Raw genomic sequence first — 26,890 nt, 5'->3', positions numbered from 1 at the left:
AATAAACGGGCAGTTTACGTGAGCGATACGCCAGAAATCCCCGAAAACATGGATGAAACCCCGCCCGAGCGCCCGGTTTACGACGGCCCGACGGTATCCATCGAATCCGAGATGCGGACGTCCTATCTGGACTATGCGATGTCGGTCATCGTGTCCCGTGCGATCCCCGATCTGCGCGACGGCTTGAAACCGGTGCATCGGCGCATCCTCTATGCGATGCACGAGACCGGGAACACCCACGACAAAGCTTACCGCAAATCGGCCCGTCCCGTGGGCGATGTGATGGGTAAATACCACCCGCACGGTGACAGCGCGATCTATGACGCGCTGGTGCGGATGGCCCAGGATTTCTCGATGTCGCTGCCGCTGCTGGATGGTCAGGGCAACTTCGGCTCGATGGACGGCGACAACCCGGCGGCCATGCGCTACACCGAGGTCCGCATGGACAAGCCCGCCGCCGCTCTGCTGGCGGATATCGAGAAAGAGACGGTCGATTTCCAGGACAACTACGACGGCAAGGACAAGGAACCCACCGTCCTGCCCGCGCGGTTCCCCAACATGCTGGTCAACGGCGCTGGCGGCATCGCGGTGGGTATGGCCACCAACATCCCGCCGCACAACCTGGGCGAAGTGGTCGACGCGACGCTGGCGCTGATCGACGATCCGGACCTGACCAGCGAACAGCTGATCGAATACATCCCCGGCCCCGATTTCCCCACCGGCGGCGTGATGCTGGGCCGGTCCGGTGCGCGCAAGGCCTATCTGGAGGGCCGTGGCAGCGTCATCATCCGCGCCAAAACCCGCGTCGAGGAGTTGCGCAAGGACCGCTATGCCATCATCGTGGACGAGATCCCCTATCAGGTGAACAAGGCCTCGATGATCGAGAAGATCGCCGAAGCCGTGCGTGAAAAGCGCATCGAAGGCGTCAGCCACGTTCAGGACGAATCTGACCGCAACGGCGTGCGGGTGGTGGTCGAGCTGAAGCGCGACGCAACGCCCGAGGTGGTGCTGAACCAACTTTACCGGTTCACGCCGATGCAGACCTCATTCGGCTGCAACATGCTGGCGCTGAATGGCGGTCGCCCCGAGCAGCTGACCCTGCGCCGGTTCCTGACCAGCTTCATCGACTTCCGCGAAGATGTCGTTGCCCGCCGCACTGCATACGACCTGCGCAAGGCACGGGAACGCAGCCATATCCTGTGCGGTCTGGCCGTAGCGGTCTCGAACGTGGACGAGGTCGTTGCCACGATCCGGTCCTCGGCCGACGCGGCAGAGGCGCGCGAAAAGCTGATGACCCGCCGCTGGCCCGCAGCCGAGATCGAGAGCTATCTGCGGCTGATCGACGATCCGCTGTCAAAGATGAACGACGACGGCACCTACAACCTGACCGAGGTTCAGGCCCGCGCGATCCTTGATCTGCGCCTGCAACGCCTGACCCAGATTGGTGTCAAAGAGGTCACGGACGAGCTGGAAGACCTGGCCGCCAAGATCAAGGAATACCTGGACATTCTGTCCTCGCGCGAGCGCATCATGAGCATCATCGCCGACGAGCTGCGCGAGGTTCGAGAGCAGTTCGCAGTGCCGCGCCGCACTGAAATCGTCGACTGGTCCGGCGATATGGAAGACGAAGATCTGATCGAGCGCGAGGACATGGTCGTGACCGTGACCTCGGGCGGCTACATCAAGCGTACGCCGCTGGCCGACTTCCGCGCGCAGAAGCGCGGTGGCAAGGGTCTGTCGGGGATGCAGACCAAGGAAGAGGACGTCGTAACCAATCTGTTCGTGGCGAACACGCATACGCAACTGCTGTTCTTCACCACCGATGGGATGGTCTACAAGCTCAAGACATGGCGCTTGCCTCAATCTGGGCGCACCGGCAAGGGCAAGGCCATCGTCAACATCCTGCCGATTCCCACCGGTGTTTCGATTGCGGCGATCATGCCGGTCGATGTGCCGGATGAAGAATGGGAAAACCTGCAGATCGTCTTCGCCACCAGTGCCGGTGACGTGCGCCGAAACGCGCTGAGCGATTTCACCAACGTCAAGCGCAACGGCAAGATCGCGATGGATCTGCCCGAGGGTGTGGAACTGGTCAACGCGCGCATCTGTTCCGAGGATGACGACGTGATGCTGGTCACCAACTCCGGCCGGGCAATCCGCTTCCCGACCACTGCCGTGCGCGTGTTCAAGGGCCGCAAATCGACCGGTGTGCGCGGCATCAAACTGACGAATGGCGATCGAGTCGTCTCGATGTCCGTCATTCGCCACTTCGAGGCCACGGCAGACGAGCGCGCCGCCTACCTGAAGATGCGCCGCCTGATGGCAGGCGTCACCGAAGAGACCGAAACCGACGAAGACGAAGGCAACGCAGACAGCATCCTGCCTCAGGAGCGCTATGCCGAGATGTCTGCGGCGGAAAACCTTATCCTGACTATCACGGCTGGCGGGTCGGGCAAGCTCAGCTCGTCGCATGACTACCCGGTGCGCGGCCGCGGTGGAATGGGCGTGATGGCGATGGACAAGGCGATGCGGGGCGGCCCGCTGGTGGCCTCGTTCCCCGTCGAAATCGACGACCAGATCATGCTGGCCACGTCCAAGGGGCAGTCGATCCGGGTTCCGGTCGACGGTATATCGTTCCGGTCCCGCAGTGCGGGCGGGGTCAAGGTGTTCAACACCGGCAAAGGCGAGGAAGTCGTCAGCGTCGCTTGGATCGCAGACCAGGGTGACGAGGAAGACGATAGCGAAACGTAAGGATGGCCGCCTCTGATCGGCGGCCCTCATTTCAACGACGACGGAGCGGCTCTGCAACAGCAGCCGCTCCTTTTCGTTTCGGCGAATGTCGAAGCGTTCTTTCTGGGGTCAAGCCGGGTTTTGCGGTAGGCTCATCCAATGAGACCCGAACCCAGACTGGACATCATCGGCGCCGCCCTCGCCGACCCAACCCGCGCACGCATCCTGTGCAAAATGATGGACGGGCGGGCGTTCACCAACAAAGAGTTGTCCTGCGCAGCCAACATAACGCCGCCAACTGCAACGGCCCATCTCAAGCAGTTGGAGCAGGCCGGCCTGACCACTTCGATACGCAGCGGCAGGCATGTCTATCACCGGGTCGCAAACGCACAGGTCGCATCGGTTTTGGAAAAGCTGTCCACGCTAACCCCCAGCGATCATGTCCGGCGGGCCGCGAAACCGGACTCGGGCGTCCTGTTGGCCCGTTGCTGCTATAACCATCTTGCCGGGCGTCTCGGTGTGTGGATCACGGACAACCTGCTGGATACGGGCGTTCTGCAACTGGCACATGGGGCTCTGGCGCCGGGTCCGCGATATCACGCGTTTCTGACCGATCTCGACCTGGACCCACCGCGGATCAGCGCCCACCGACCGGTCGCCAAATTCTGTCTGGACTGGACGGAACGCCGCCATCATATTTCAGGCCCCTTGGGAATCGCGATTCTGGAAAAAGCTCTGAAAGAAAAATGGTTGGCGCGCCAAAGGTCCAGCCGCTCCCTGACCATCACGCCGGACGGCAAGGCCGCTCTGGCTCGTCATTTCGGCATGTCGGACGCCGCGCTTGATTGCCTCGGGCCGTCAGTTCGGTCGATGGCGAAGCGATAAGTCACACTTGAGGTGCAAACCCGGCCATTCTGACGTTGCTTGGTTAGGAGACTGGAATGACGCAAAAACCACAGGATACCGAACGGTATCTGACAGACGAAGGTTGGCGCGTGATCGTTCAGGTTCCCGAGGACCGCGCGCAGGCGGTGATTGATGCTGTTCTGGCCGAAGCCAACCTGGTTTACGGCGATTATGATCACGTCACCTTCCGGTCGACGCCCGGAACTCAGAGCTTTCGGTCACTCGGGACCGGACGCAATGCCGTCACCTGCGACACGGTCGATGTTCCCTGCGTCGAAGTCTCGTTCTTTCTGGATGTGTCGGACGGCGTGCGTTCGAAGGTGCTGCGCGCAATCTACGCGGCCCATCCCTATGAAGAACCGGTGATCTTTCTGCACCCGTGTTTTCGAACGCTGCACATCCGCGGGCAGGACGAAAACAACCCGAACCGGTTCTGGAACCGGCCACTGGAAGACTGGGTGCCTGATGCACACCGCGGCTAGATGACCCCTATCATACCCATAGCGGTCATCTTTCGAGGTCAAAGGCCGTAGAGCGTGCCGAATTTGTCTTCGAGATAAGCCAACAGCGGCTCGGGTCCGGGTTCCATGCCGCTGGCGCGGCGGATAACATCGCGTGGGGCATACAGACCGCCATGCTGCTGAACATGCTCGCGCAGCCATCCGGTTGCCGCGGAGGTATCGCCCTGCGCCAGTTGATCATCCAGACCTGGAACTGCCGCCCGCAGAGCCTGATACAGACAGCCTGCGTACACATTGCCCAGCGAATAGGTCGGGAAGTAGCCAAACAGGCCGACCGACCAATGCACGTCCTGCAGGCACCCGTTCGACGGCTTGTCGACCGCATAGCCGAAATCGGCATGGAAGCGGTCGTTCCACGCGGCCTCGAGGTCCTGCACCTGCAGATCGCCCGACATAAGTGCGCGTTCCAGATCGAACCGCAGCATGACGTGCAGATTGTACTGAACTTCGTCCGCTTCGGTGCGGATGTATCCGTTGTGCACCCGGTTGACGGCGGCATAGAAGGCATCTTCATCCGCTATGCCGAAATCACCGAAGGTGCCCGTCATCTGCCGGAACAGCCAGCCCGTGAAGGCACGCGAGCGGCCCAGTTGATTTTCGTAGATGCGGCTCTGACTTTCATGGACGCCCATCGAAACGCCCTCACCCAGCGGTGTCAGAGCGTAAGCCGGATCGATGCCCTGCTCATAGCAGGCGTGCCCGACCTCATGGATGGTCGAATAGAAACAGTTGAACGGGTCGGTTTCGCTGGTCCGCGTCGTGATCCGCACGTCATCCCCGCTGCCCGAGCTGAACGGGTGCACCGCCTTGTCCACCCGACCGCGGTTCAGGTCGTACCCGAAAGACACGGCCAGCTTTTGCGTCAGCTTCATCTGCGCAGCTTCGTCGAACGTGCCGGTCACCCCCGCCGGGGACGGCCGGTCCAGCACAGCCGCGCGCAGCGCAACCAGGCGTGGGCGCATGGCATCAAAGATCGCACCAATCTGGGCAGCGGTCGTGTAGGGCTCGTAATCCTCGACCAGTGCGTCATAGACATCGCCGCCTTGCGCCAGAGCCGCCCCTTCCTCGCGCCGCAGCGCCACAACTTCCTCCAGAACCGGAAGAAACGCGGCAACATCCTCGTCGGCGCGGGCCTGTGCCCACTTGCCCTGCGCGGCCGATGTCACGCGGGCGATGGCGGTGGCCAGATCAGCGGGCACCTTGACCGTGCGCTCGAATGTGCGACGGATTTCGCGCAGTTGCGCCTGACCAACCTCGGTGTCGGCATGGGCGTTTTCCAACCACTCGGCCACGCGCGGATCCGAGCGGCGCGCATGCAGGACGGCTTCGATCGCGGCCATCTCCTCGGCGCGCTGGTTGGCGGCCCCGCGCGGCATGACGGTCTCCTGGTCCCAGCCCAGGCGCCCGGCGATCTGTGCCAGTGCCGAGGTTTCGCGCTGAAAGGCCATCAGGTCATTGAATGCAGTCATTGGGTCAAGCTCCGCGCAGCGAGGTTGCGATGGGATAAGCGGTCAGGAACCGGGCGCGCAGGATCAAGGTCCAGACGACCACGGCCATGAACTGGTGGAAGATGGCGATCTGCCAGGGCGCGCCATAGACCACGGTGAGGATGCCCACGACCACCTGCAGCGACAGCGCCGCGAACATGGCGTTGAAGGCGAACCGGGTCTGCGGGTGGGCGCTGCTGCTGCCGCGCCGCCAGACGAAGATGCCGAAGGCGAACAGCACATAGCCCACGCAGCGGTGGATGAACTGCACCAGCCCCGGACTTTCGAAAAAGTTGCGCCACATCGGTTCAAGCGCGGTGGCGTCCGGCGGCAGCAGTTGCCCGCCGATCAGCGGCCAGTCGGTATAGGACCGGCCGGCGTCGATACCCGCCACCAATGCGCCGATCAGGATCTGCAGAAAGGCAAAGTGCAGCAGCCCGGTCGACAGGGAGAACAGCCGCGCCTCTTTCGCGCGGCGGGCCTGCATCAGGTCGCGTTCCTCGCGCCCCAGCATGAAGATGTACCAGGCCAGAAAGCCCAGGATCACGAACGCGAGGCCAAGATGGGTGGCCAGACGATAACTGGCAACGGCGGTCATCCCTTCGCCCTGCGTCACCCCCGAGGCCACCATCCACCAACCGACGGCGCCCTGCACGCCGCCCAGCAGTCCGGGGATCGCAAGGCGCCCGGTCCAGCCTGCGGGGATCTTGCGCAGCACCAGAAAGCCAAAGAACCCAAGCGCCCAGACCAGGCCGATCACGCGGCCCAGTTGCCGGTGACCCCATTCCCACCAGTAGATGGTCTTGAAGTCATCCAGCTCCATCCACTGGTTCATGATCCGCCACTGGTCGATCTGTTTGTACTTGTCGAACTCGGCCTGCCAGTCGGCCTCGGACATCGGCGGGATCGCTCCGGTGACCGGTCGCCATTCGGTGATCGACAGGCCGCTGTCGGTCAGGCGGGTCAGCCCACCCACCGCGATCATCACGACGACAAGCGCGAACAAGATCATCAGCCAGATACGGATGGCCTTGCGTGCACCGCCCCGGCCGCGGTCGATCATGCCGGGCTGGACCGTTTCCTGCTTTTGTTCACCCGAGACTTCTTCGAAGATGCTGCGCTTGCCGCTCATGCCGTCCTCATGTCCTTGATTTTCCCGCAAGCTAGGGCCAGTGCCCGGGAAGGTCCAGCCTCAGCCCTTGTCCTTCCAGCGGACCATCTGACGCATGATCCCGTGCAGCATCTGCACATCGGCCCGCGTCATGCGCATGCGCGACCACAGGTTGCGCAGGTTCACCTTCATCCCTTCGGCCTTTTCCGGCGGGTAGAAGAACCCGGCCTCCTCCAGCCGCTGTTCGTAGTGTTCTACCAGTTTCTCGACCTCGATGCCGGTGGCCCAGTCGCCTTTGCCCAGATCGGTGGCCTCGTGCACCACGTCGCCGGTCTGGCGCATCCACTCATAGGCGGTCAGCAACACGCACTGCCCCAGGTTCAGCGAGGCGTATTCGGGGTTCACCGGCACCGAGATGATCGCATTGGCCTTGGCGATGTCTTCATTCTCCAACCCGGCCCGCTCGGGCCCGAACAGCACGGCCACCTTTTCGCCCGCCGCCACCTTTTGGGCCGCGATCTGCATGGCACGCTCGGGGCTGTAGACGGGTTTGGTCAGGCCACGCTGACGGGCGGTGGTGGCGAAAACGTATGTGCGGTCGCCCAACGCGCCGGCCAGATCGTCGAACAGTTGCGCCTCGTCCAGCAGCCGCCCGGCACCGCTCGACATGGCCACGGCCTTGGGGTTGGGCCAGCCGTCGCGCGGGGCGACGATACGCATCCGGTCCAGGCCGAAATTCCACATCGCCCGCGCCGCGGCGCCGATATTTTCGCCCATCTGCGGGCGGACAAGCACGAATGAGGGCTGGGGTCTGTCGCTGGGCATTTTGATCTCCGAAAGTTGCGCCTGCCATACTGCCGCCGCTTGCACAGGGCAAGCCCGGCCGCCCTGCCCGATTGCAAATCACGCGCTCTGCGGGCAATAAAGTTTGCTTCGCCGCCGCAATCGGCTAAACCGCGCCAAAGACCAACCGCGAAGGATCCGCCAATGGACACCCCCGAGCAGCCTCAGATCTATCTGATCACCCCGCCGACCATCGACCCGGCCACCTTTCCCGACCGGCTGGCCCGCGTTCTGGACGGGACCGAGATCGCCTGCATCCGGCTGGCGCTGGCCGGCAGCGACGAGGACGCCATCGCCCGCGCGGCCGACGCCTGCCGCGAGGTGGCCCATGCGCGCGACGTGGCGCTGGTGATCTCGAACCATGTCCTGCTGGCGCAACGGCTGGGGCTGGACGGGGTGCATCTGGAGGATGCGGCCCGCTCGGTCCGGGCCGCGCGCAAAGAGCTGGGTGCGGATGCCATCGTCGGCAGTTTCTGCGGAACCTCGCGCCATGACGGGATGACCGCGGGCGAAGCCGGGGCCGACTATGTGGCCTTTGGGCCCGTGGGGGACGTGTCGTTGGGCAAAGGGACCCGCGCCGAGCGTGATCTGTTCCAATGGTGGTCCGAGATGATCGAGGTTCCGGTTGTCGCCGAAGGCGGCCTGACACCCGAACTGGTTGCCGAACTGGCTGAATGTACCGACTTCTTCGGTATCGGAGACGAGATCTGGGCCGCAGAGGACCCGCTAAGCGCCCTGAACACGCTGATCGCGCCGATGAATACCGGCGGTTAGGACATAACCGCCCAGTACAGACCCAAGCCCGCCAACAACAGCGAGGCTACTGTGGAAATACGGCCGCGCAGCCTGGGCGAATCCGGCAAGAGCACGGTCAGGGTGGCGAGGATCAGGATCGCGACTCCGCTCAGCGCCAACAGGATGCCAGCGGCAAAACCCAGCACCGCCGGCGCGACATGGTGCGGCGGCACACCAAGGCGCGACGATGCTTCTGACAGTGTCAGGCCAAGGACTGCACCGGCCGCCAAAAGGAACAGCACGCGCCAGACCCCCAACCGGTCGGTGACGAGGTTCCAAAGCGCCAACAAGGCGATGGCAGCCGGCACGACCGGCCACGGCAGGAACGGCCTCGCACTCAACACGTCGAACATCCCAAGCGGCAGCGTCACCAGAACGCCCAGCCCCAGCGCGGCAAGTTGAACAAGGACCGGGCGCAACTTCAGTGACAAGAAAACCAGCACCGAGGCCAGCGCCAGAAGCTGTGCCCCCGCGCCCGCGACATGCAGCAGCCCGGCCCGGAAAAAAGCCTCGGCCGCTTGCTGCGCCCCCAGCCCGGCCCCGCCTGCCAAGGGAATGCGAGGACTGACCTCGCCGCCGCTCAGAAACCCGGTATAAGGCGCCTCGACCCCTTGCTGGCGCAAGACCACGGGGCCGATTCCTTCAGGCCAGGTCAGGCGCAGACTGCTTGCATCGGGTGGCAGAGGACCGGCCAACAGCACTCGGGAAATCCGCGGCACGTCCGGGTTGCCGACCACCGGAATACTTGCGCCTTCATAGGACAACGCAACCGGCCCGTTCACGTCGATCTGCAAGGATTGCTTCCAATCCGTTACAAAATCGTGGACGTGTTCCTCAAGCTCGGACGAGACAAGCCGGCGCAGCTGTGCGTAGCGCGCGCTCCCGCCGTCGCCGCCCTGCGCGACTTCTTGCGGATCGAACCCGGCCAGAACGGCCTCGGCGTTCATGGCGATTTCGACCAGAAGCCGACCGTCCCGGACCTGAAAGTCAACGATTGTCCGTCCGCTTTGTTGCGCCCATGCAGGCATGGCCAAAAAAATAAATGCCAGCAATGGCGCAATTATCCAGGCGCGAAACCTCAGGAAGGTCAGCAAACGGATATTGAGACCCATCCGAAAAAATCCAAAAGAACCAAAAAACACTGTGTCCGAGTGTTTCGTCCCTCCAAACAATTGGCAAGCCAAATCGCCGACGTGGACCCAGCCCGCGCAGCTTCCGGCTTGCGCGCGCCCTGCGCCTGCGGCATGACGAGGAAATGACTCAGAACAGCGACATCCTGTGTATCGGATCCGTCCTGTGGGACGTGATCGGACGATCCGCCAGCCACATGCGGCAAGGATCGGACGTGCCCGGCCGCATCACGCGCCTGCCCGGTGGCGTGGCGATGAACATCGCCATGACCCTTGTGCGCTTCGGCATGACCCCGACCCTTCTGACCGCCATCGGCAGCGACCCCGAGGGCGACGAGTTGGTCCATGCCTGCAAGCGGCTCGGTATGGACACGACCCATATCTATCGCTCGCAGGACCTGCCCACCGACCGTTACATGGCGGTCGAAGGCGCAAACGGACTGATCGCCGCCATTGCCGACGCCCACTCGCTGGAGGCCGCCGGCGCCAAGATCCTGCGCCCGCTGATCCATGGCCCGCTGGGCTATGAAAACACCCCGTTCGAGGGGCAGATCGCGCTGGACGGCAACCTGACGCTGGACCTTCTGGAAGAAATCGCCGTCAGCCCGGCCTTCGCCCGTGCCGACCTGCGCGTAGCCCCGGCCTCGCCCGGCAAGGCCGAGCGGCTGCTGCCTTTCCTCAAGCACGGCCGGGCCACGCTGTATGTGAACCTCGAAGAAGCCGGGCTGCTGTGCCAGCGCGAGTTCGCCGATTCCGAAACCGCCGCCCGCGCTCTGCTGGACCGGGGCGCGCTGCGTGCGCTGGTGACCGACGGGGGCAACTCGGCCACCGTGGCCAGTGCCCAGGCGGTGATCACCCAGAAACCCCCGTCGGTTCTGGTCACGCGCGTGACCGGCGCGGGCGACACGTTCATGGCGGCCCATATCGCCGCCGAAGCCAATGGCGCCAGCATCGACGAGGCGCTGACCCGCGCCCTGCATGCCGCCGCAACCTATGTATCCGGAGAGACCCCCCTGTGATCGACATCCAGTATTCCGCCGAAGTGCGCGCGGCCAAGGACGATGGAACCCCCATCGTTGCCTTGGAAAGCACCATCATCACCCACGGCATGCCCTACCCGCAGAACATCGAGGTGGCGGCCCAGGTCGAGCAGGACATCCGCGATGCGGGCGCCGTTCCGGCCACGATCGCGGTGATAGACGGTCGGCTGCACGTAGGGCTGGAACCCGATCAGCTGAAGGATCTGGGACAGGCGCAGGGCGTGGCCAAGATCTCGCGCGCGGATATGGCGGCCTGCATCGCTTCGGGCGGGACCGGGGCCACCACCGTTGCCGCCACGATGATCGCGGCCCATTTCGCAGGGATCGAGGTCTTTGCCACCGGCGGCATCGGCGGGGTGCATCGCGGCGCGGAAACCAGCTTTGACATCTCGGCCGACCTGCACGAACTGGCGCAGACCCCGGTCACGGTCGTGGCTGCCGGGGCCAAGGCCATCCTCGATCTGGCCAAAACGCTCGAAGTGCTTGAAACGCTTGGCGTGCCGGTCATCGCCCATGGGCAGGATGAATTCCCGGCCTTCTGGTCGGCCAAGTCGCCCTTCGCCGCGCCCTTGCGGATGGACACGGCCGAGCAGATCGCCAAGGCCCATGCGACGCGCCGCGCTCTGGGTCTGCCCGGGGGGCAACTGGTGGCCAACCCGATCCCGCTGGCCGATCAGATCCCGTCCGAGGAACTTGACCCGATCATCGCCTCGGCCCAGCAAGACGCCGAAGCGCATCGCATTACCGGCAAGGCCGTCACGCCCTATCTGCTGCAGCGCATCTACGAGCGGACCGAGGGCCGATCCCTGATCGCCAATATCGCCCTGGTGCGCAACAATGCGCGCCTTGCGGCTGGTATAGCCAAGTCTTTGAAGGCTCAGGCTGACTAAGCGTCAAACGGACCTATTGTACCAAGGCGCCGGACTGATTAACTAGTCCGGCAAACCGCTCGGAACCGCGATGAACACACCGTTTGATGAAGAACCCCACCGCCGCCCCGGCCTGCTGTCGCGGCTACGCGCGTCGTTTCTGACGGGTATCGTCGTCATCGCACCGGTCTGGCTGACGCTGTGGCTGATCCTGTCGGTGGTCGGCTGGATCGACAGCGCGGTCCTGCCCCTGATCCCGCACCAGTTCCGCCCCGAACAATATGTGGGTATCAACCTGCGCGGCGTGGGCGTCCTGTTCTTCCTGATCTTCACGGTTCTGGTCGGCTGGATCGCCAAAGGTATCCTGGGCCGGTCACTGATCCATTTTGCCGAAAGCCTGGTCAACCGGATGCCCGTCGTCCGGTCGATCTATTCCGGGATCAAACAGATCTCGGAAACCGTCTTTGCCCAGACCGAGCGGTCGTTCGAGAAGGCCTGCCTGGTGCAATATCCCCGCCGGGGCATCTGGGCCATCGGCTTCGTCTCGACCGAGGCCAAGGGCGAGATCAACAAACGCGCCGAAACCGGCGGCGGCCTGCTGAGCGTGTTCATCCCAACCACGCCGAACCCAACCTCGGGTTTTCTGCTGTTCTTCCCCGAGGAAGACGTGATCCTGCTGGACATGACGATCGAGGATGCCGCCAAACTGGTGATCTCGGCCGGGCTGGTCTATCCGAACCAGAAAGACCCCACGCAGCCGCCCGAGTGATCAGCCGAACATCGCGGGCAGATCAACGGAGCTTCGCGCACCCAGATCGGGTTTGTGATCGGCCAGAAACCGGTCGGCCGCGGCCCGTCCCGCCTGTTTCAGGCTGTGCAGAACCACCGGGTTGGGCACTGTCTTGGTCGCCACCGACAGGCTGTTCATCAGCGCGTCATCGGCGATCATGTGCACGAAGACCCGGCTCATTTCACCCGCCTTCAGCTTGCCCTTGGCCAACAGGCGCTGCACGAAGTTGATCGCCCGCAGCTCGCGCAGAAGGGAAGAATTGAAGCTGATCTCGTTGATCCGGTTCTGAATCTGCTGCGGGGTCTTGGGAACCTCGTCGCGCTCCAGCGGGTTGATGTTCACGATCACAACATCTTCGGGCAGGCCCGCGTTGAACAGCGGAAACAGCGCCGGGTTGCCGGTATAGCCGCCATCCCAATAGGCTTCGGTCCGGTCGGTTTCGGGGTCGTGGATTTCAACCGCCTGGAACAGGTTCGGCAGGCAGGCCGAGGCGAGAATCGCGTCAGTCGTCACCTCATCGCCCGTGAAAACACGGATCTTGCCGCTGCGCACACAGGTGGCGCAGACGAACAGGCGTGGCCCCTGATCGGCGCAGACCTCGCCAAAATCAAACGCCTCGACCACCGGGGCCAGCGGATTGCGGTAGAACGGTCCATAGGCATAGGGCGACACCATCCGCGACCAGGTATCAGCCACCGAGAACGGCAAGGAATACTCCATCGCCTGCGCGATCTGGGCGGGTTCCATCCCGGCCAGCCAGTTGGCGATGCGCATGTCGCCCACCGCGCCCATCCTCTCCCACAGGGCGTTCAGGGTCTCGCGCGCGCCATCGCGACCGGCATGAACCATGCCGGCCTTGAACGCGGCTCCGTTCAGCGCCCCGGCCGAGGTTCCGGTAATCGCCGCAACCTCAATGTCTTCGTCGTCCAGCAGACGGTCCAGCACGCCCCAGGTAAATGCGCCATGCGCGCCGCCGCCCTGCAGGGCAAGATTGATGCGCTTTACCATGTCCGCCGGCCCCGGCGCGCGCCGCGGATCACAAGGCGGTCCAGCCGCCGTCGACCGAGATCGTGGTGCCGGTGATCTGGGCCGCGGCGTCCGAGCACAGGAACACGGTGGTTCCACCCAGCTGTTCGACGGTCGCGAACTCTTTCGAGGGTTGCCGTTCGAGCATGACGTTCTTGATCACGTCCTCGCGGCTCATGTTGTATTCCTTCATCGTGTCGGGAATCTGAGCCTCGACCAGCGGCGTCAGCACATAGCCCGGGCAGATGGCGTTGCAGGTGATCGGCTCCTGCGCGGTTTCCAGCGCAACGGTCTTGGTCATGCCGACGACCCCGTGCTTGGCCGCCACATAAGCCGCCTTGTAGGGCGATGCAGTCAACCCATGCGCCGAGGCAATGTTGACGATCCGCCCCCACTCGGCCTTGCGCATCATCGGAAGCGTCGCCGCCATCGTGTGAAAGGCCGAGTTCATGTTGATGGCGATGATCGCGTCCCATTTCTCGACCGGGAACTGGTCGATCGGCGCGACGTGCTGGATGCCTGCATTGTTGACCAGGATATCGCAGGCTCCGGCCTGTTCGATCAGCGCGCGGCATTCCTCGCCCTTGGACATGTCGGCCTTGATGTAGCGCGCGTTGGTTCCGGTCTCCTTGCTGATCTCGGCCGCCAGCGCGTGATCTTCATCGCGGTCTGTGAACGAGTTCAGAACCACGTCGGCCCCCGCCTTGGCCAATTCGCGCGCAATGCCCAACCCGATGCCCGAGTTCGATCCGGTGATGATTGCTGTTTTTCCCGACAGGTTCATTTTGGGTCTCCCACAGACTCATGATTTGGAGACACAGTGCCATGCTGCACCTGCAAAATAAACGGGAAAGACCCGGTTGCGGATACGGTCAATTTATGGGCGGGAAGTTCGGAGCTCGAGGCAGAAAAAAACGCCCGCACGAAGCGGGCGTTAAGTTATTGAGGCAGGTTTCATACAGGCAAGAAACCTATCGAGCAGTGGAACCTTTATAAGCAATTCCGCGCCGTCATCCAAGCTAAAAGTTTGATAATAAGAAAAATCATCGGTACGGTGAATCCCAACAAAATAAGGCCAGAGCAGGATTGTTTCCAAAATGAGCCCCGATATTCTCCGTCCCATCCGCCCGTTGATCGCGGGAATCGCTGCCTCGGTTGTCGCCACGTTAGCGCAAGCAGAATCGACCCATGGCATAGCTATGTATGGAGACCCGGCCCTACCACCGGATTTTGTGTCGCTGCCTTATGCCAACCCCGACGCGCCCAAGGGCGGCAAGGTCGTGTTCGGCAATACCGGCGGCTATAACAGTCTCAACCCGTTTGTGCAAAAAGGCACCGCCCCTTGGCAGCTGAGATTTTGGACCCACGAGGGGTTGATGGGCCGTTCGTGGGACGAACCTTTCACTCTTTACGGGCTTTTGGCCGAATCAATCGACACCGCGCCGGACCGATCCTGGGTCGAATTCACCCTGCGTGAGACTGCCCGATTCTCTGACGGATCGCCGGTCACGGTTGACGATGTGATCTGGTCTTACGAGACCCTCGGAACGCAGGGGCATCTGCGCTATCGCGGTCTGTGGGCCAAGATCGACAGTATTCAGCAGACCGGACCACGCTCGGTCCGGATCATCTTCAACGAGCCAGACCGCGAGCTGGCCCTGATCGCAGGGCTGCGGCCGATCCTCAAGAAAGCCCAATGGGAGGGCAAGGATTTCGCCGAGGCATCCCTGCAAGATGTCCCGATTGGCACCGGCCCCTATGTCATCGATGACTACGAGGCCGGGCGTTTCGTGAACCTCGAACGCAATCCGGATTATTGGGGCAACGATGTCCCGTTCCGCCGGGGTACCATGAATTTCGACGAGATGCGGTTGGAGTTCTACGGCGACCAGACGGTTCTGTTCGAGGCCTTCAAGGCCGGCGCGCTGTCGGCCGTCCGCGAGTTCAACGCCGACAAATGGGCCACGCAATACGATTTCCCGGCCGTTCAGCGCGGCGATGTCGTCAAAACCGAGATTCCGCATAAAAAGCCCTCGGGCATGACAGGTCTGGTCATGAACACGCGCAAAGCGCCCTTTGACGATTGGCGCGTGCGCGAGGCGCTGACCCTTGCGTTCAATTTTGAATTCATCAACGGCACGATCACTGGCGGTGCTCAGCCTCGGATCACCTCGTATTTCTCGGGGTCTGAACTGGCGATGCAACCCGGACCGGCAACCGGTCGGGTGGCTGAGATGTTGCAACCCTACGCGGCTGATCTGCTGCCGGGAACCTTGGAAGGGTATGTTCTGCCCGAAGGCGACGACTCGGTTCGCAACCGAAGGGACATCCGCAAGGCGGCTGATCTGCTGGAGCAAGCCGGATGGACAATCCAAGACGGCGTGCTGAAGAACGCAGCGGGAGAGCCCCTCAAGATAACCCTGGTCATCAGTCAGGGAAGCTTGAATGTGGTTCAGAACGTGGATGCGATCGCCGAGATGTATGCCCGCGCGCTGGAACGGCTGGGGATCGAGCTGACCGTCGACAAGGTGGATGACGCACAATACACCCAGCGGGTGTCCGAGCTGGATTTCGACATGACCCCGTTCCGCCGCGCGCTGTCGCTGTCGCCGGGCAACGAACAACGCCTCTACTGGGGCAGCGAAGGCGCGGATGCTTCAGGGACACGCAACCTGATGGGGGTCACCTCTCCGGCAGTGGATGGGCTGATCGATGCGATGCTGGCCTCGGAAAGCCGTGAGGATTTCGTGGCCGCCACCCGCGCGCTTGACAGGGTTCTGACCGCCGGACGGTATGTCATTCCAATCTGGAGCTTTGATGTTGGCCGCATCGCCCATGTGAAGGAAATGAAGCATCCTCAGATCTTGCCAATCTACGGCGACGGACCGCAGTTCATGCCCGATGTCTGGTGGTACGAGGAGTAGCAGGCAACCGGTAGGGGCTTGTGCCCCTGCCCATTTCAAGTGATGCACTTAGCTCGGATCGGACGCCGCGCGGGCGTCGGCAATTTTCGGCACATGTGACCAAACACCAAAAGGCGATCGAACAAATCCGCTGGCCGCTATTTCTAGAGCATTTGACTACTTTTTGCGGGTGGAACGCTTGTTACCACGATATCTCGCAATCCAAGTGAGGATCGACGCAACGGACACCTGCACCGAAAACAGATTTCTTAGATAGAACAAAGCCCTGTATTCGGCGCAGTCCAGAGTGCGAGCATTTGAACGATCGCCAAAACCGACAGTGAGTGGGAAAACGGGCCGAGCACGGCGTGAAAAACCGCTTTGATTTTCCAGCACCCCGACCTGCGACATTTTGTCATGTCTTCGCGCGGGCTGCGCGCTCCGTACGCTGGTCTGGGGAAGAGCAGTCCTGAAACCCGAACCACGGAAGGCTCGCAGATGTTGAACTGGACTGATTTGACACAAGACTGGAGCGCGTCCTACGCACGCGCCAAGCGCCGTTTTCCGAACCTGCGCGATCAGGATATGGCGCGCGTGAGGACGGACAGGAAACGCTTTGAGGCCTATCTGGCCGAGCGGCACCACCTGACGGTGAACGAGGCCCATGAAGAGGTCGAGGATTTCCTTTACACCGAAGGCCTGAACCGCGAGCTTGCCCGGCGTTAGGCCAGCGACGTGACCCACAGGATGGTTGCATCCTCATCGCTTACCGAGATCACGTTGTGCCCCATGCTGCCGTCGTAATAGGCGCTGTCGCCCCGACGCATCTCAACCGGTTCATAAAACTCGGTGTACAGGCGGATCACGCCGGTCAGCACATACAGGAATTCTTCGCCATCGTGACGCACCCAGCCGTCGAACTCGTCCATTGACCGGGCGCGCACGCGGGCCCGATAGGGCAGCATCTGCTTCTTGGTCAGCGTTTCGGCCAGCAACTCGTGCTCGTAGGTCGTTGTGGCGTGCGCGGTGCCTTCGCCCATCTTGGTCACTGCCATGCGACCGATCACCTGATCCCGCTCAGGCGGGGTGAACAGCTGCGGTACAGAGATTTCGAGCCCGATCGCCAGCTTCTTGAGCGCGTCATAGGTCGGCGACATTTGGCCATTCTCGATCTTGCTGAGCGTGGACCGGGCCAACCCGGCCTGGTTCGCCGCCTGCTCGAGGGTCCATTTCCGCGCCTTGCGCAGTTCACGCACGCGGGCACCCAGATCTACCGGCTCCAGCTCGGTGCGGGAACCGTTGTCGCGGGCGATGCGTACGATGGATTTGTGGTCTTTGCTCGTCATGCGTCATTCTATAGGGCCAGCGCCGCGCGCTTGCAACGCGTGACAAAGGGCAATAGCCAAGGCGCATGTTGTCGATCTTCGATCAGGGGCCGCCGACGCCCTGCCCCGCGCTGTTCAACCTGGCCGCCCATGTGCTGCGCCGCGCCGATGCCACGCCCGACAAGGTGGCCCTGTCCGTGCTGCGCCCTGACGGTTCGGACGACTGGACCTTTGCGAAGTTGAAATCCGCGGTTCTGGGCACCGGAACCGGGCTGCTGCGTGCGGGCCTGGTGCCCGGCGACATCGTGCTGATGCGTCTGGGCAATACGGTCGATTTTCCCATAGCCTATCTGGGGGCGATCGCCGTCGGGCTGATCCCGGTACCGACCTCCTCGCAACTGATCGAGCCGGAAACGGAGCGGATGATCCGGGAACTGTCTCCAGCCGCCATTCTGCGCGATCCGTCCGTGGCCTGTGCCGCGCACCCCAACCAGATCGGCCTGGCCGACCTTGCCGCCATGCGCGACCTGCCGCCCGCGTCGTTCGACATGGGCGATCCGGAACGCATGGCCTATGTCGTCTATACCTCGGGCACCTCGGGCAAACCGCGCGCCGTGGCCCATGCGCATCGCGCGATCTGGGCACGGCAGATGATGGTCGATGGCTGGTACGGCCTGCGCGAGGCTGACCGCCTGTGCCACGCGGGCGCGTTCAACTGGACCTACACGCTGGGCACCGGCCTGATGGACCCGTGGACCATCGGCGCCACAGCGCTGATCCCCGAACCCGGAACCGACCCGGCCGCCCTGCCCGGGTTGCTGCGCCGCCACCGCGCCTCGATCTTTGCGGCCGCCCCCGGCGTGTACCGCAAGATGCTGAACGCGGCGGACACGCTGCCTCTGCCCGATCTGCGCCACGGCCTGAGCGCCGGCGAGAAGCTGTCGCGCGCCTTGCACGAACGCTGGGTTCAGGCCACCGGGACCGAGCTGTACGAGGCCTACGGCATGTCGGAATGCTCGACCTTCATCTCATCCAGCCCGTCCCACCCCGCGCGCGGCGATGCGCTGGGCCAGCCTCAAACGGGGCGCCGCGTGGCGATCCTGGGGCCTGACGGGCCGGTTCCGCAGGGGCAGGAAGGCACCATCGCCATTCACCGCTCGGACCCGGGGCTGATGCTGACCTACCTCAACGCCCCGGACGAGGCCCGCGCGCGCATGCAGGGCGACTGGTTCCTGACCGGCGATCAGGGGGCGATGGCCGTGGATGGGCAGATCACCTATCTGGGGCGCGACGACGACATGATGAACGCCGGCGGCTACCGGGTGTCCCCGGTCGAGGTCGAATCCGTCCTGTCGCGGTTTCCCGGAATCGCTCAGGTCGGCGCGGCGGCGGTCGAGGTCAAACCGGACACTTTCGTGATCGCCGCCTTCTATTCCGGGCCGGAAAAACTGGACGAAACCGCCCTGCGCGCTTATGTCGAGGCCAACCTGGCGCGCTACAAGCAACCCCGCGCCTTCATCCACCTTCCCGAACTGCCCACCGGGGGCAACGGAAAACTCCTGCGCCGTGCATTGCCGGCCTATTTCAAGGCACCCGAAGAATGACCCAGACCGTCAAGCTTGATATCCTGTCCGACCCGATCTGCCCGTGGTGCTATATCGGCAAGACCAACCTGGACAAGGCGCTGGCCTCGGTCCCGGACCATCCCTTCGTGATCGAATGGCATCCGTTCCAGCTGAACCCCGACATGCCCGAAGGCGGCATGGACCGGCGCGAATACCTGGAACGCAAATTCGGTGGCAAGGAGGGTGCGGTTCGCGCCTATGCGCCGGTGGTGGAGCATGCCGAAAAGGCCGGCCTGAACATCGATTTCGAGGCAATGAAACGCACCCCGAACACGCTGGACGCCCATCGCCTGATCCATTGGGCATTGATCGAGGGTAAGCAGAACCAGGTGGTGGATGCGCTGTTCACTGCGTATTTCGTGCAGGGCCGCGACATCGGCGACCACGAGGTTTTGGCCGACATCGCCGACAGCGTGGGCATGGACGCCGCAGTTGTTCTGAAGCTGCTGAAATCCGACGCCGACCGGGACGACATTCGTCAGCGGGATACGCACTCGCGTGAGATGGGCGTAAACTCGGTCCCCACCTTCATCGTCGCCAACCAGCACGCGGTCCCTGGGGCGCAACCACCGGAATTGTGGGCGCAAGTGATCGGCGAAATCATGTCTCAGCTTGAGCCTTCCTCTGCAGAATAGCACAGAGTTCTGTGCGCGATTGCACCTAGCCCACCTTGCCCTGTCGTGTTAGCGCGTTGGGGCAAGGAGTCCCCGCATGGCTGACCGTATTTCCAAGGCCGAATTCATCGCGCTGATCGCGATGATGTTTGCCACGATCGCATTTTCGATTGATTCAATGCTGCCTGCCCTGCCCGAGATCGGCGCGCAGCTCAGCCCTGATGACGTGAACCGGGCGCAGTTGATCCTGACCAGCTTTGTTCTTGGCATGGGAATCGGCACGTTCTTCACCGGCCCGATCTCGGATGCGGTCGGACGCAGGCCGGTGATCTTTGCCGGAGCAGCAGTCTATATTCTGGCATCGGCCGTGGCTTGGGCCAGTTCGTCGCTGGAGTTGGTTCTGGCTGCCCGGGTGGTTCAGGGACTGGGGGCCGCCGGGCCCCGCGTAGTCGCGATGGCGATCATCCGCGATCTGTTCTCGGGCCGGGAAATGGCGCGGATCGTGTCCATCGCGATGATGATCTTCACCCTAGTGCCCGCCATCGCGCCCATGGCCGGTGCCGCCGTGATCGCCTTTGCCGGTTGGCGCGGCGTGTTCATGTCGTTTATCCTGTTTGCGTTGGTCATCATTGTCTGGATGGGGTTCCGTCTGCCGGAGTCCCTCGCGCCGAAAAACCGCCGCCCGTTCCGCCTGCCACTGATGGTCGGTGCCGTGAAAGAGATGTTTGCCCACCCCACCGTGCGCCTGTCGATCTTTGTCCAGACCCTGTGCATGGGCATGCTGTTCACCATGCTGACCATGGTGCAGCCGGTCTATGACGTGATCCACGACCGCGCCGACAGCTTCCCTTTCTGGTTCGGATTCGTGGCGCTGATGTCCGGCTCGGCCAGCCTGCTGAACGCGGCCGTCGTGGTGCGCGTGGGCATGCGCCGGATGGTGACCTGGGCGCTGGCCGGACAGATCCTGATCACCTCGTTGGTGATTGCCCTCAACATGTCGAACCTGTCGTCCCAGGCCTCGTTTGCGCTTTTCGTGTTCTGGCAGACCACGGTCTTTTTCATGGCCGGCGTCACCATGGGCAACCTGAATGCCATCGCGATGGAGCCGATGGGTCATATCGCCGGCATGGCGGCCTCGGTCATCGGGTCGATCTCGACCGTGCTGGCCGCCGCCATCGCCGCGCCTGTGGGGCTGCTGTTTGACGGTACGCTGGGGCCGCTGACCTTCGGCATCCTGACCATGTGTGTGCTGGCCTTCGGGCTGATGGTCCATATGGGCCGGATCGAAGAACGCGTTCCCGCCTGACCTGTCCCGCGCGCCCGAACTGCGCTAGACTCGCCCCAGTCAGGGGGAATTCGGCATGAGCGACTATTACGATCTGGGCACGCATAGCTGCCCCGTCACCACGTCCTCGGATCAGGCGCAGCTTTGGTTCGACCGGGGCCTTGTCTGGACCTACGGCTACAACCATGAAGAGGCGGTCGTGTGTTTCCAGCGCGCGCTGGAGCATGACCCGGACTGCGCCATGGCCCATTGGGGCGTGGCCTATGCCGCCGGGCCCAACTACAACCTGCCCTGGGATCTGCTGGACGACCGCGGTAAGGCCAAGGCCCTGAACTGCGCCTATGACGCAACCCAGTGCGCACTGGCCCTGCTGGATCGCTGCACGCCGGTCGAACGCGAACTGATACGCGCCCTGCCTGCCCGCTATCCCCAGCGGGACCCGGCGCCCGACATGCACCGCTGGGACCATGATTTTGCGGACGCCATGCGCGCCGCCTTCGCGGCCCGACCCGACCATCTGGACCTGCGCACCATCTATGCGGAGTCGCTGCTGAACCTGACCCCCTGGCAGATGTGGGACCTTAGGACAGGCCAGCCTGCCGAGGGCGCCGCGACGCTTGAAGCGCAGGAGGCGTTGGAATGGGCCATGGCCAACGATCCGGCGGCGATGTCGCATCCGGGGCTGCTGCACCTCTATGTGCATCTGATGGAGATGTCGCCCACACCGGAAAAAGCGCTGAATGCCGGTGATGTGCTGCGCACGCTGGTGCCCGATGCCGGACATCTGGTGCACATGCCCACCCATATCGACGTGCTGTGCGGCCACTACCAGAACGTCGTCCACTGGAACGAACAGGCGGTCATCGCCGATCTGAAATATTACCAGCGCGAAGGCGCGTTCAACATCTACACCGGCTATCGCCAGCACAATTACCACTTCGTCATCTATGGCGCGTTGTTCCTCGGTCAGATGGAGCCCGCCCTGCGCGCCAACAAGGGCCTGTGGGACACCACGCCCGAGGAAATGCTGCGCATCGAAAGCCCGCCGATGGCGGATTACTTCGAAAGCTACATGGCCATGGGGCCGCATATCCTGATCCGCTTTGGCCGGTGGGAAGAAGCCAAGGCCCTGCCCCTGCCCGCCGATCCCGGCCTGTATCTGACGGTGACGGCCACCACGCATTACGCCCGCGCCATCGCCCATGCCGCCACCGGCGACGTGGCCGAGGCCGAGGCCGAAGAGCGCCTGTTTCTGGCCGCCAAGGACCGCGTGCCCGAAACCCGCCTGCTGCACAACAACCGCGTGACCGACCTGCTGGAGATCGCGCGCGAGATGCTGCGGGGCGAGATCGAGTACCGTAAAGGCAATTTCGACACGGCCTTCGCCCATTTGCGCCGCTCGGTCGAGTTGGACGACAATCTGCCCTATGACGAGCCCTGGGGCTGGATGCAGCCCACCCGCCACGCGCTGGGGGCGCTGCTGTTCGAGCGGGGCCACGTGGCCGAGGCCGAAGCCGTCTACCGCGAGGATCTGGGTCTGGGCGGCAACCTCAGCCGCGCCTCGATCCATCCCGACAATGTCTGGAGCCTCAAGGGCTTGCACGATTGCCTCAAGGCGCGTGGCGCGGTAGAGGAATTGCAGCTGATCCGACAACGACTTGACCTGGCCCTGGCGCGGGCCGACCGCAGCGTCGGCGCCTCGTGCTTCTGCGCCCAGGCCGCGATGAGAGCCGCTGAATGAAACTGTTGAACGCTGCGCTGATCGCGCTGTGCTGCGGTCCCGCTTGGGCCGACCGTCAGACCTTTCCGCCTGTGGACGAGGCCAGCCAAGACCCGGCACTGGAAGCCTTTCGTGCGGACCTGCGCGCAAAGGTCGCCGCCCGCGACCTCGAGGGCGTGATGGCCGCCACCTGCCCCGAGATCTACACCAGCCACGGCGACGAGGACGGCCCCGAGACGTTCCGCGCCAATCTGACGGTCGATCCCGAAACCCTGCCCGAGGCCGACCGCCGCCACGCCGCCACCATCCGCGAGGACTACTGGCGCGACCTCGAGACCACGCTGGCCCAGCCCGGCTATTTCGACGAGGATGGCGAATTCTGGATGCCGCACCAGTGGCGGCTTACCCTGCCAGCGAAGCTGGATCCGTTCACCGCCTATTTCGTGACCGGTCAGGATGTCACCCTGCGCCAGGCCCCAAACCGCGGCGCGCCCATTCTGGACCTGATCAGCCACGAGGTGGTGATCGTGCCGGACTATCTGGAAGAGGCCGAATATCAGGGCGTCATCCTGACCGACGGAACGCGCGGCTATATCTATTCCGAATTCCTGTGGTCGATGGTCGGCTATCGCGCGGCCTTCGTGAAGTCGGACAGCGGAAACTGGCAGCTGTGTACATTCGTGGCCGGGGACTAGGCCGCGCCCTCAGGCGCTGGCCTTCTTCTTTTTCTCGGCGGCGACCTTCTCGGCCAGATCGCGGGCAATGGCAAAGGCGCCCTTGATCTTGTCGCTGTCCTTTTTCCAGTCGCGCCGCACCACGATCTTGTTGTCCTTGACCTTGGCCAGCCCGCGCTGGCTCTGGATGAACTCGACCAGACCTTGCGGCGAGGCAAACTTGTCATTGTGGAACTGGATCGTGGCCCCTTTGGGTCCGCCGTCCAGCTTGGCGATGCCCGCGCGTTTGCACATGGCCTTGATCCGCACGACCAAGAGCAGCGTGTTCACCTCTTTCGGCAGAGGGCCGAACCTGTCGATCAACTCGGCGGCAAAGCCCTCCAGCTCGACCTTGGTCGACAGCGACGAAAGGCGGCGGTAGAGGCCCAAACGCACGTCCAGATCGGGCACATAGTCTTCGGGGATCAGTACCGGAACGCCCAGGTTGATCTGCGGCGCCCACTGATCGTCGGCCTCGCTCAACCCTTCCATCTCGCCGGCCTTGATCTTGGCGATCGCCTCTTCCAGCATCGACTGGTAGAGCTCGTATCCCACGTCGCGCATCTGGCCCGACTGTTCCTCGCCCAGCAGGTTGCCCGCGCCGCGAATGTCCAGATCCTGGCTGGCCAGCGTGAACCCCGCCCCCAGCGTATCGAGCGAGCCCAGAACCCGCAGCCGCTTTTCGGCCGCCGGGGTGAGCCGCGCGCGCGGCTTGGTGGTCAGATAGGCATAGGCGCGGGTCTTGGACCGCCCCACCCGGCCCCGGATCTGATAAAGCTGCGCCAGCCCGAACATGTCGGCCCGGTGCACAACCATCGTGTTGGCGGTGGGAATGTCCAGCCCGCTTTCGACGATCGTGGTGGCCAGCAGGATGTCATACTTGCCGTCATAGAAGGCATTCATCCGATCATCCAACTCGCCCGCCGCCATCTGGCCGTGGGCCACCACATAGGTCAGTTCGGGCAGCTGTTCTTTCAGGAATTCCTCGATCTCGGGCAAGTCCGAGATGCGCGGGACCACATAGAAACTCTGCCCGCCGCGATAATGCTCGCGCAGCAGCGCCTCGCGGATGGTGACGGCGTCGAACTCGCTGACATAGGTGCGGATCGCAAGGCGATCGACGGGCGGCGTGCCGATGATCGACAGGTCGCGCACGCCGGTCAGGCTCAGTTGCAGGGTACGCGGAATGGGCGTCGCGGTCAGCGTTAGCACATGCACGTCCGAGCGCAGTTGCTTCAGCCGCTCCTTGTGGGCCACGCCGAAATGCTGCTCTTCGTCGATGATCAGCAGGCCCAGATTCTGGAACCGGATGCCCTTGGCCAGCAGCGCATGGGTCCCGATCACGATATCGACCGTGCCCTTTGCCAGCCCTTCGCGGGTCTGCTGCGCCTCTTTGGCCGAGACGAAGCGTGACAATTGCCGGACTTCCAGCGGGAAGCCCCGGAACCGGTCCTTGAAGCTGGCGGCGTGCTGACGGGCCAGCAGCGTTGTGGGCGCAATCACCGCCACCTGCAGGCCGGACATGGCCGCAACAAAGGCCGCGCGCATGGCGACCTCGGTCTTGCCAAAGCCCACGTCGCCGCAGATTAGGCGATCCATCGGCGTGCCCGAGTGCAGGTCCTCCATCACGTCGGCGATGGCGCGCAACTGGTCTTCGGTTTCCTGATAGGGAAATCGGGCGCTGAACTCCTCCCACGCGTGGGGCGGCGGGTCCATGATCGGGGCCTTGCGCAAGGCGCGTTCGGCGGCAATGCGGATCAGCCGGTCGGCCATCTCGCGGATGCGTTCCTTGAGCTTGGCCTTCTTGGCCTGCCATGCGCCACCGCCCAGCTTGTCGAGCAAACCTTCCTCGTGCCCGTATTTCGATAGCAGTTCGATGTTTTCGACCGGCAGGTACAGCTTGGCGCCTTCGGCATATTCCAGCAGCAGGCATTCATGCGCGGCGCCCAGGGCGCTCACGACCTCCATGCCCATGTACCGGCCGATGCCGTGATCGACATGCACCACCAAATCGCCGGGGCTGAGCGACTGGGTCTCGGTCAGGAAATTCTCGGCCTTGCGGCGTTTCTTGGGCTGGCGGATCAGGCGGTCGCCCAGCACGTCCTGTTCCGAGATCACGGTCATGTCGGGCGTCTCGAAGCCGTGCTCCAACGCCCAGACCGCCAAGTGCAGGCCGCGTTTGCCGATGCGCGAGCCGTCGGAAACGGGAATTGCCTCGGCCAGGCCCTCATCCTCGATCAACCCGGTCAGGCGTTCGCGCGCGCCCTCGGAGTACGAAGCGACCAGAACCGGCCCCTTCTCAAGCTTGTTCTTGATGTGGCTTGCCAGCGCGCCGAACAGGCTGATGCTTTCCTGCTGGCGCTCGGGGGCAAAGTTGCGCCCGATCCGACCGCCCGCGTCGATCACCCCCGGGCCGCTGGCCTGCGGCAGGGGGCTGAACTGCAGCACCCGCCGCTGCGCCACCGCCCGGGTCCAGGCGTCATCGTCCAGATACAGCAGGCCCGGCGGCGTGGGTTTATAGACCGAATCCATCCGCGAGCGGTTCTCGAGCGCCAGACGCCGGGTTTCGTATTGATCGGCGATGCTGTCCCACCGGGCCAGACGCGCGGGCGTGACCTGATCGTCCAGCGTGATCGGCGCATCCGGCAGATAGTCGAACAGCGTTTCCAGCTTTTCGTGGAACAGGGGCAGCCAGTGCTCCATGCCCTGATGCTTGCGCCCGGCGCTGACCGCCTCGTACAGCGGATCATCCGTGCCGGCCGCACCAAATTCGATGCGATAGTTCTGACGGAACCGGGTGATGGCGGCGTCGTCCAGTATCACCTCGGAAACCGGGGCCAGTTCGACCAGATCAAGCTTTTCGGTGGTGCGCTGAGTGGCCGGATCGAACCGGCGCGCGCCGTCCAGCACGTCACCGAACAGGTCCAGCCGCACCGGCCCTGCTTCGCCCGGCGGGAAGATGTCGATGATCCCGCCGCGCACGGCATAGTCGCCGGGCTCCATCACCGTGGGGCTTTGGCTGAAACCCATGCGCACCAGAAAATCGCGCAGCGCGGCCTCGTCGATGCGCTGGCCGACCCGAGCGGTGAACGCCGCCTGCCGCAGCACGTCGCGCGCCGGCACGCGCTGGGTGGCCGCGTTCAGCGTGGTCAGCAGAACGAACCGCTCGGGCATCTGGTGCACCAGTGCCGCCAGGGTCGCCACCCGCGCCGCCGCGATGTCGGGGTTGGGCGACACCCGGTCAAAAGGCAGGCAATCCCAGCCGGGAAACAGGATCACCGGCATGTCGGGCGCAAAGAAACGCAGCGCGGCGCGCATCGCCTCGGCACGTTTGTCGTCGCGCGCCACATGCAAAACCGGCCCGCCCGAGCGGGCAACCTCGTTCAGCACCAGCTGCGCGTCAAACCCCTCGGGGGCGCCGCCGACTGTCACGTGGTTCGGAGCCTTCATCACGCTG

Annotated in this window: 22 protein-coding genes; 14 read left to right on the top strand and 8 right to left on the bottom strand. The window is 63.6% G+C overall.

Annotated features, from left to right (window positions below; genetic code table 11):
• Positions 1-48: 48 nt before the first annotated feature.
• From gyrA to ACR0LD_RS04115, 3 genes are all read left to right on the top strand, one after another.
• Complete coding sequence (gene gyrA, locus ACR0LD_RS04125) at positions 49-2,751, top strand: DNA gyrase subunit A (protein ID WP_170366759.1); 2,703 nt, start codon at positions 49-51, stop codon at positions 2,749-2,751.
• A 138-nt stretch (positions 2,752-2,889) separates the two neighbouring features.
• Positions 2,890-3,615 (top strand): ArsR/SmtB family transcription factor, encoded by a 726-nt coding sequence (locus ACR0LD_RS04120; RefSeq protein WP_170359051.1) that lies wholly within the window; start codon positions 2,890-2,892, stop codon positions 3,613-3,615.
• Between the two features lie 56 nt (positions 3,616-3,671).
• The gene (locus ACR0LD_RS04115; protein WP_170359049.1) at positions 3,672-4,118 is read left to right on the top strand and encodes a YqfO family protein; all 447 of its coding nucleotides are present in this window, start codon (positions 3,672-3,674) and stop codon (positions 4,116-4,118) included.
• Between the two features lie 38 nt (positions 4,119-4,156).
• Here the strand turns inward: ACR0LD_RS04115 and ACR0LD_RS04110 are convergent, their stop codons facing one another.
• The 3 genes from ACR0LD_RS04110 to ACR0LD_RS04100 are packed head-to-tail and all read right to left on the bottom strand — an operon-like array spanning position 4,157 to position 7,580.
• The gene (locus tag ACR0LD_RS04110) at positions 4,157-5,626 is read right to left on the bottom strand and encodes a carboxypeptidase M32 (protein ID WP_170439086.1); all 1,470 of its coding nucleotides are present in this window, start codon (positions 5,624-5,626) and stop codon (positions 4,157-4,159) included.
• Between the two features lie 4 nt (positions 5,627-5,630).
• Positions 5,631-6,776 (bottom strand): heme A synthase, encoded by a 1,146-nt coding sequence (gene ctaA / locus ACR0LD_RS04105; protein WP_170523547.1) that lies wholly within the window; start codon positions 6,774-6,776, stop codon positions 5,631-5,633.
• A gap of 60 nt (positions 6,777-6,836) precedes the next feature.
• Positions 6,837-7,580: an RNA methyltransferase gene (locus ACR0LD_RS04100; protein ID WP_005982870.1), complete on the bottom strand. Its 744-nt coding sequence runs from the start codon at positions 7,578-7,580 to the stop codon at positions 6,837-6,839.
• Between the two features lie 162 nt (positions 7,581-7,742).
• On the opposite strand from ACR0LD_RS04100, the gene ACR0LD_RS04095 reads away from it, so the two are divergent.
• Positions 7,743-8,372: a thiamine phosphate synthase gene (locus tag ACR0LD_RS04095; RefSeq protein ID WP_170599677.1), complete on the top strand. Its 630-nt coding sequence runs from the start codon at positions 7,743-7,745 to the stop codon at positions 8,370-8,372.
• On the opposite strand, the gene ACR0LD_RS04090 is transcribed toward ACR0LD_RS04095, so the two are convergent.
• Positions 8,369-9,445 carry a HupE/UreJ family protein gene (locus ACR0LD_RS04090; protein ID WP_480635675.1) on the bottom strand — a complete coding sequence of 359 codons (1,077 nt, stop codon included), beginning with the start codon at positions 9,443-9,445 and terminating at the stop codon, positions 8,369-8,371. The genes ACR0LD_RS04095 and ACR0LD_RS04090 overlap by 4 nt on opposite strands.
• A gap of 203 nt (positions 9,446-9,648) precedes the next feature.
• Between ACR0LD_RS04090 and ACR0LD_RS04085 the strand changes: the two genes are divergently transcribed.
• The 3 genes from ACR0LD_RS04085 to ACR0LD_RS04075 all read left to right on the top strand — a co-directional run bounded on the left by ACR0LD_RS04085 (position 9,649) and on the right by ACR0LD_RS04075 (position 12,201).
• On the top strand, positions 9,649-10,542 hold the full coding sequence (locus tag ACR0LD_RS04085; protein ID WP_170366069.1) for a PfkB family carbohydrate kinase: 894 nt from the start codon (positions 9,649-9,651) through the stop codon (positions 10,540-10,542).
• A complete protein-coding gene (locus ACR0LD_RS04080) occupies positions 10,539-11,453 on the top strand; it encodes a pseudouridine-5'-phosphate glycosidase (protein WP_170528706.1) in 915 nt (304 codons plus the stop codon). Before ACR0LD_RS04085 ends, ACR0LD_RS04080 begins: the two co-directional genes overlap by 4 nt.
• A gap of 70 nt (positions 11,454-11,523) precedes the next feature.
• Positions 11,524-12,201, top strand: coding sequence for a DUF502 domain-containing protein (locus ACR0LD_RS04075; protein WP_149774457.1), 678 nt, complete (start codon positions 11,524-11,526; stop codon positions 12,199-12,201).
• On the opposite strand, the gene ACR0LD_RS04070 is transcribed toward ACR0LD_RS04075, so the two are convergent.
• Both ACR0LD_RS04070 and ACR0LD_RS04065 read right to left on the bottom strand, forming a co-directional pair.
• Positions 12,202-13,230, bottom strand: coding sequence for a patatin-like phospholipase family protein (locus tag ACR0LD_RS04070; protein ID WP_260063053.1), 1,029 nt, complete (start codon positions 13,228-13,230; stop codon positions 12,202-12,204).
• A 28-nt stretch (positions 13,231-13,258) separates the two neighbouring features.
• Positions 13,259-14,032, bottom strand: a complete 774-nt coding sequence (locus ACR0LD_RS04065; RefSeq protein WP_480635674.1) for a 3-hydroxybutyrate dehydrogenase — start codon at positions 14,030-14,032, stop codon at positions 13,259-13,261.
• A gap of 313 nt (positions 14,033-14,345) precedes the next feature.
• On the opposite strand from ACR0LD_RS04065, the gene ACR0LD_RS04060 reads away from it, so the two are divergent.
• Both ACR0LD_RS04060 and ACR0LD_RS04055 read left to right on the top strand, forming a co-directional pair.
• A complete protein-coding gene (locus ACR0LD_RS04060; protein ID WP_480635673.1) occupies positions 14,346-16,172 on the top strand; it encodes an extracellular solute-binding protein in 1,827 nt (608 codons plus the stop codon).
• A gap of 477 nt (positions 16,173-16,649) precedes the next feature.
• On the top strand, positions 16,650-16,877 hold the full coding sequence (locus tag ACR0LD_RS04055; RefSeq protein WP_093962974.1) for a hypothetical protein: 228 nt from the start codon (positions 16,650-16,652) through the stop codon (positions 16,875-16,877).
• Here ACR0LD_RS04055 and ACR0LD_RS04050 read toward each other — a convergent pair.
• Complete coding sequence (locus ACR0LD_RS04050) at positions 16,874-17,497, bottom strand: helix-turn-helix domain-containing protein (RefSeq protein ID WP_093962221.1); 624 nt, start codon at positions 17,495-17,497, stop codon at positions 16,874-16,876. The two genes, ACR0LD_RS04055 and ACR0LD_RS04050, sit on opposite strands and share 4 nt — an antisense overlap.
• 65 nt (positions 17,498-17,562) lie before the next feature.
• Between ACR0LD_RS04050 and ACR0LD_RS04045 the strand changes: the two genes are divergently transcribed.
• The 5 genes from ACR0LD_RS04045 to ACR0LD_RS04025 all read left to right on the top strand — a co-directional run bounded on the left by ACR0LD_RS04045 (position 17,563) and on the right by ACR0LD_RS04025 (position 23,415).
• Positions 17,563-19,080 carry a class I adenylate-forming enzyme family protein gene (locus ACR0LD_RS04045; protein WP_480635672.1) on the top strand — a complete coding sequence of 506 codons (1,518 nt, stop codon included), beginning with the start codon at positions 17,563-17,565 and terminating at the stop codon, positions 19,078-19,080.
• Positions 19,077-19,736, top strand: coding sequence for a DsbA family oxidoreductase (locus ACR0LD_RS04040; protein WP_480635671.1), 660 nt, complete (start codon positions 19,077-19,079; stop codon positions 19,734-19,736). Before ACR0LD_RS04045 ends, ACR0LD_RS04040 begins: the two co-directional genes overlap by 4 nt.
• 76 nt (positions 19,737-19,812) lie before the next feature.
• A complete protein-coding gene (locus ACR0LD_RS04035; RefSeq protein WP_480635670.1) occupies positions 19,813-21,021 on the top strand; it encodes a multidrug effflux MFS transporter in 1,209 nt (402 codons plus the stop codon).
• Between the two features lie 55 nt (positions 21,022-21,076).
• A complete protein-coding gene (locus tag ACR0LD_RS04030) occupies positions 21,077-22,741 on the top strand; it encodes a hypothetical protein (protein ID WP_480635669.1) in 1,665 nt (554 codons plus the stop codon).
• On the top strand, positions 22,738-23,415 hold the full coding sequence (locus ACR0LD_RS04025; RefSeq protein WP_480635668.1) for an SH3 domain-containing protein: 678 nt from the start codon (positions 22,738-22,740) through the stop codon (positions 23,413-23,415). The genes ACR0LD_RS04030 and ACR0LD_RS04025 overlap by 4 nt, the downstream gene beginning before the upstream one ends.
• A 9-nt stretch (positions 23,416-23,424) precedes the next feature.
• On the opposite strand, the gene mfd is transcribed toward ACR0LD_RS04025, so the two are convergent.
• Positions 23,425-26,883 (bottom strand): transcription-repair coupling factor, encoded by a 3,459-nt coding sequence (gene mfd / locus ACR0LD_RS04020; RefSeq protein WP_480635667.1) that lies wholly within the window; start codon positions 26,881-26,883, stop codon positions 23,425-23,427.
• Positions 26,884-26,890: the final 7 nt, after the last annotated feature.

The organism is Ruegeria sp. BF8, from assembly GCF_056538625.1.
This window is presented reverse-complemented; position numbering and strand designations above follow the sequence as displayed.